At 35.1% G+C, this 6,011-nt stretch carries 5 protein-coding genes and 1 pseudogene; 2 read left to right on the forward strand and 4 right to left on the reverse strand.

Annotated features, from left to right (window positions below):
• Positions 1-508 precede the first annotated feature (508 nt).
• Positions 509-1,651 (forward strand): annotated as a pseudogene (locus tag AC5KOD_RS08525) (oleate hydratase); the annotation flags it as partial.
• Here AC5KOD_RS08525 and AC5KOD_RS08530 read toward each other — a convergent pair.
• The 4 genes from AC5KOD_RS08530 to AC5KOD_RS08545 are packed head-to-tail and all read right to left on the reverse strand — an operon-like array spanning position 1,556 to position 3,126.
• Positions 1,556-2,410, reverse strand: coding sequence for a hypothetical protein (locus AC5KOD_RS08530; protein ID WP_496914125.1), 855 nt, complete (start codon positions 2,408-2,410; stop codon positions 1,556-1,558). The pseudogene AC5KOD_RS08525 and the gene AC5KOD_RS08530 overlap by 96 nt on opposite strands.
• Positions 2,386-2,760 carry a M56 family metallopeptidase gene (locus tag AC5KOD_RS08535; protein WP_496914126.1) on the reverse strand — a complete coding sequence of 125 codons (375 nt, stop codon included), beginning with the start codon at positions 2,758-2,760 and terminating at the stop codon, positions 2,386-2,388. Before AC5KOD_RS08535 ends, AC5KOD_RS08530 begins: the two co-directional genes overlap by 25 nt.
• On the reverse strand, positions 2,744-2,968 hold the full coding sequence (locus AC5KOD_RS08540) for a BlaI/MecI/CopY family transcriptional regulator (protein ID WP_496914127.1): 225 nt from the start codon (positions 2,966-2,968) through the stop codon (positions 2,744-2,746). The genes AC5KOD_RS08535 and AC5KOD_RS08540 overlap by 17 nt, the downstream gene beginning before the upstream one ends.
• A gap of 8 nt (positions 2,969-2,976) precedes the next feature.
• A complete protein-coding gene (locus tag AC5KOD_RS08545) occupies positions 2,977-3,126 on the reverse strand; it encodes a BlaI/MecI/CopY family transcriptional regulator (protein WP_496914128.1) in 150 nt (49 codons plus the stop codon).
• Between the two features lie 1,122 nt (positions 3,127-4,248).
• Between AC5KOD_RS08545 and AC5KOD_RS08550 the strand changes: the two genes are divergently transcribed.
• Positions 4,249-5,874, forward strand: a complete 1,626-nt coding sequence (locus AC5KOD_RS08550; protein ID WP_496914129.1) for a PucR family transcriptional regulator — start codon at positions 4,249-4,251, stop codon at positions 5,872-5,874.
• The last annotated feature ends 137 nt before the right edge of the window (positions 5,875-6,011 follow it).

Genomic DNA, 6,011 nt, shown 5'->3' on the forward strand with positions numbered 1-6,011 from the left:
AAAGGAGAATTTAGAGAGATGTTCTTAAAAAGAACTAAATACAGACAATTAGAAAATAGACTCTCTGATATTCTTTTTTATTGGCGGATCTATGAAACAACTTTCCCCAAAAATTCTAACCTTCTTTATTATAGATGGAAGCTAGAGAGTCTCACTCAAGAAGACTCTTATCGTCGCTTAACCAGACATTTTAACATTCCTTTTTCCTCAAATGTCATTCTATCAAAAAAAGAGTACAAAAAATTAGTTCATTATGCCAAAATAAGTAAGCTCTTAAAAAAAAGCATAACAAAAAAGACCCCTCTAAAAGCTAAGAGATAGCAAACCATTCTTTCCTGTTAAATTCTCATCCATCATTCATAGTTTTTTATAACACTGGTTAATTTTGCCTCTCTACAAATACATTATATCCGTTATACAAACAAATAATTATTTGAGGGGTTAACAGTTGCAAAAAGGTACTCTATCTTCCATAATAAACGTAACAAAAGAAGAAAGGGTGTATCTTATGTATAGAAGTAATGGGAATTATGAAGCATTTACACGGCCTAAAAAACCAGAAAATGTTGACCAAAAATCAGCTTATTTAGTTGGTTCGGGCTTAGCTTCACTTTCAGCAGCCGCTTTTTTAGTTCGTGATGGTCAAATGAAAGGTGAAAATATCCATATTCTTGAAGAATTACCAATTCCTGGTGGTAGCCTAGATGGGATCGATCACCCCAGCCGTGGCTTTATTATTCGCGGTGGTCGTGAGATGGAAAACCATTTTGAATGCTTGTGGGATTTATTCCGTTCTGTGCCTTCTTTAGAAGTAGAAGACGCCTCTGTACTTGACGAATTCTACTGGCTCAATAAAGAGGACCCTAACTCTTCCAATTGTCGTGTCATTGAAAATCGTGGACGTCGCATCCCAACTGATGGACAGTTCACTCTGTCTGATAAAGCTGCTGAAGAAATCGTCAAACTTTTTCTAACCTCTGAAGAGTTATTGCAAGACAAAAAAATTACTGATGTCTTCTCTGACGAGTTTTTTGAATCAAATTTCTGGATTTATTGGTCTTCTATGTTTGCCTTTGAGACATGGCATTCTGCTTTGGAGATGCGCCGTTATATCATGCGCTTTATCCATCATATTGACGGCCTGCCAGATTTATCTGCCTTAAAATTCACCAAATACAATCAATACGAATCCTTAGTATTGCCATTAGTTAAATACTTGGAAGCTCATGGTGTTCATTTTCAATATGAGACAACCGTAAAAAATATTTTAGTAGAACAACAAGACAATCAATTACAAGCGAATGTTTTAGTTGTTGAAATCAGTGGGCAAGAAAAACATATTAATCTAACCGAAAATGACTTAGTATTTGTCACAAATGGCAGTATTACTGAAAGTACAACCTATGGTGATAATGACCATCCTGCCCCAATCACCCATGAACCCGGCGGTAGTTGGTCACTTTGGAAACATCTTGCTGATCAAAATCCTGCTTTCGGTAAACCAGAAAAATTTTATAAAGACCTGCCAAAAGAGAGCTGGGTAGTATCCGCTACACTAACCACTTTGGATAAGAAAATTGCGCCTTATCTGGAAAAAATTAGTAAACGTGATCCTTATGCAGGCAAAGTAGTAACTGGTGGGATTGTAACGACTAACCAGTTGCTCAGGAAGTAGAACGCTTTGAGAATAACGGATATCTAAAGGCTGTATTTTATAGTCAACCATCAAATTCCCCTCTTCATCTTTTGAGAGCCTACTAGCCAACGTAGTAACATGATCCTTGGCTGCTTTTAAAGAACTAAGTGCATCTTGGTCAATGCTTTCTCGACTCACTTCACTTAGTCTCCCATCTTCCAATTCCTGATACTCTATCTGATAGCGATCATCACTTAAATAAATCGAAGTGGTATTTGACTCTTCATATTGACTGACCGTTTTTTTATATGTTTTATACGTTCCATCATTTAAAACAGAAAAATCGACAGTATGCTTACCCTTCTGAGAACTCTCCTCAAAGGTACCCACTGCACTCTTATAGTAATTTGTTGCATTAGTCATGCGAGTAGTCACTTCTTCTTTTGTTTGAGGCAGTTTATTACCTTCTGTTGGCGTGGGTACTAGCACTGGGACTGTTTGTTCTGATCCGACACGCTGTGCTTCTTGTTTTGACATGGTCGTTACTGTTACAAATAGTGTCAAAGTAGAGCCAATAAGAAGATAGCCTAAAGAACGATTCAATTTACTTTTAGTTTCATAGGTCATAATAAATTTTAGCCTTTCTTGTAAAGGGGATTTAGCGAAAGTCTGCATGATTGAAAAAAAAGATTGCCTTTTTTCAACTGTTCCTAATAAGGTAAGTGAATAAGCTTTTTTACAGCTATTTCCTATGGATTCCACCAATACAAACATAAAGCAACCATCATCATCAACTTAATAAGATTGTCAAACCGTTTAATATGGATACATTCATGCGTTACAATATGAGCTAGTTCATCTTTTTTAGTAAAATCTAAATTTTTAGGAAAAATAAGTGTTGGATGAATGATTCCTATAACTAAAGGAGTGGAAATTTTATCAAAGGATTTTAGCTTAATCTTCCTTGATAACGCTTGATCTCTCATTAGTTGCTCAAGCTCAGATGACGCCTCAAGTGGAACAGCTTCATTAAAATAGGAAATCATTCGCCAATAATTGTAGCAAGTTATCAGAAATAAAATGAATACCCCCACCTTTATATTCAACTCAACTATTTTTTCCATCAGTCTCATCATCCATTTGGTCGATGTATCTCTTCAGGTGTTCAATCTCGTCCTTAGAAATATACTGACTTCCTACAAGAGTTGTCAATAAATTTTCAACCGAACCTGAAAACATTTTATCTATCAATAACGTCGCTTCTTGCGTTTGAATATCTTCCTTACTAACTAATTCATAACAAAGAAAGTTGGGCTCTCGACGTTCAATCACTTCTTTTTTTATGCATTTTTTATTACAGTATACGTCGTGTTGCGATTCCAATCTATTTTTTCCTTTAAAATTTTGACTATCTCTAGGACAGTTAAATCACCGTGCTCCCATATAACCTCCATGACATTTAATTCAGAATCATAAAGTTTAATTGCCACTGTTCTCTCTCCTTTTCTGTAAGATTAAGATAATGTACTATCTTAGTTAACAGACTATCATGATAGTCTGAGTGATTTCTTCATCTAACCAGAGCCAATTTCAATAAAAAACACTCAACAGTGACGACTTTATCCGAATTTTCGGTAAGTCACCACTGTTGAGTCTCTCTTTAATTTATGTCGGTCGCTTTTAAGCAGCCTCTGCTAATAATCTATTACGTTATTTATTTACATTTTCTCGATTCGTTCATGTACGCTAAAGGCATACACAGCTTTTCAAAAAAATGTTATTTTATCCTTACCAAATTGAGCTGATCTAGCTGGTAAAATAACCTTTTGTTTTCATTTCAGGCCAAAAAAGTGAAAACAAACACTAGCCATCGTTTTTTATCGATTTGCTCATGTACGCTAAAAGTGTACATACACTTTCAAAATATCGTTATTTTATCATTGTTGATTTGAGTAGTCAACCTCCTTAAGAATCGGTTTGGCTAACTATCAAACAAGCTTTCCACCTTCATTTTAATCCTTAAAAAGGAAGATGTGCACTAGACCTCGTTATTGATTTTTCTCGATTCGTCTATGTACGTTAAAAGCGTACGTCTGGTTTTTAAAAATAGTTATTTTATCATTGCCACTCCAAGCAGCTTGGTCCTTGAAAATTATAATTTCCCACCTTCATTTTATCCTTAAAAGTAAAGATATGTATTAACCATCGTTATATATTAAGTTTTTCTCGATTCGTTCATGTACGCTAAAAGCATACATCGTCTAAATGAATGTTGTTTTTCTATTAATTGTCACACGCTGCTGGCAACTACTTTTAATGGTTGCTATTTATTTAGTTATATCACACTATTAACTAGGTTGTCTAATTAAGATTAAACCATTAATTCAGCTAACATGACTCATATAATCGTCGAAATTATGAGATTAGTTTTGAAAATCCCTTAATATCACCTTTCATAAAAATGACTCACTCTCTTTCTAGGTAATAAAAGCAAGAAAAAGGCAAATAGATCCTCTTACCTAATAAAGCCACTCTACCTCTCAGCTTTTTCTTTCCCTTTAGTCCTATTTTTAGTAGAATAGACGTAATGGAACAATGAAGGAGTTTTTAGCATGTCAACGATAAAAGAAATACTTGATGTACCACGTTTTTCCGATCTAACCTTACTTAATCAACACGCCGATTTATCACGTGTTGTTGATACAATAGAAATTTCAGAAACACCAGATATGTCTGGCTATTTGCCACAAAACGCTCTGCTATTAACTACTGCTATGGCCTTTAAGGATAACCCTCTAGCACTTTGTGAATTAATCAGAACCTTAAATGCGCTCCCAAGCGCAGGAATTGCCATTAAACTCGGACGCTTTATCAGCGAGTTAGATCCAGAAATCATTGCCGTTGCAGATGAACTGGGATTTCCACTGATTCAAATTCCAGTTTCCCGTACATTAGGTGATATTTCTCATCAGCTTCTCTCATATATTTGGGACAACCACACAGAGCTCATGTATTTCGCCCTTGATATTCAGAGAAAATTTTCTAATATGATGATGAAAGGGGCTTCGGTCAACTCTCTAATCAATCACTTAAGCTCACTCATTAAACGACCTATTTTCATTTTAAATTCTTTTGGAGAAATTCAGGCAACAAGCCGTGGGTTTAAGATGAATGATTTATTGAGTCAAGAACATTTCCAAGAATTAAAAGATGAGATTCGTCAAAGCCATAATCAAGGTAAAACTCATTCAATTGTTAAAGAAACGGGAGAAGATCAGTCATTATTAATCACTATGTATCCGATTGGTAATAATCATATTTTCCCTCATATGCTAGTTATTTTAAAATCCGATCAATTTCCGTACCCATTCTCTCAACTTGCGATTGAACAAGCCATTAGCGTCTTATCTTATACAATTTATAAGGATCACCTCCTAATGATTAATGAAGGTGCCGCTAAAAAAGAATTTTTCACTAAGTTAACAGATAAAAATTTTGATGTTGATCCGGAAATTGACAACTGGATTGATTACGGAAAACCATTTAACATTATCAAAAGTAATAGCTACCGAGCAGTAATTGCTGAAATGACCATTCCGAAGCAATTCGAGTTTCATAGCGAAGAAATCGAAGAATTAATGTTTGAGTGGTTTTATACAGAGTCAAAAAAATATGCAAACAGCACTGTTTCTTTTCCACTTTCTAACAAACGGCGAGTCGGATTGCTTTTTCAAAAGCCCGAAAAAGATGTTCAAGGCATGTTGATGGGCATTCATGAAACTATCAAAAACAGTTTAGGAATCTCCGTTAGTTTTGGTATTGGCAACCCCGTTGCTGAAATTCACCTATTCCGTTTTTCTTACAACGAAGCGATGGAAAGTCTTAAACAAGCCAATCCTCGCCATGATTCTCCACTTTATTTGTATGAAAATCAAGGCATTAAAAGCTTGGTCGAACATGTTTCAGCCGATGACATTCGCTATTTCTGTATCGCCATGCTTAAGAATTTGGCTTACCCTGATAATGAGAGTGATTTAGAATTAAGAAAAACTCTCAATACCTATTTGAATAATCAATGCCGCATTACAGAAACAGCTGAGGAACTCTTTATACATCGTAATACAGTCAAGTATCGGATTACCAAATGTTCACAACTATTTGGTAAGTCAATTGATGATCCTCATTTAAGTATTCAACTTAGAGTTGCCCTACTTTTATCAATGGAGACAGATGATTAACATCGCTCAATAGTATCAAAAAGAGGGTGGGACAAAACTCTCTTAAAACAGAAAAATATCTTGGTGACAATCAGAATAACTGATAATCGCCAAGATATTTTTTGTGCATTGAGTTGATTAGGCCAATTTATGACCAA

The organism is Vagococcus sp. WN80Y (genome assembly GCF_059621045.1).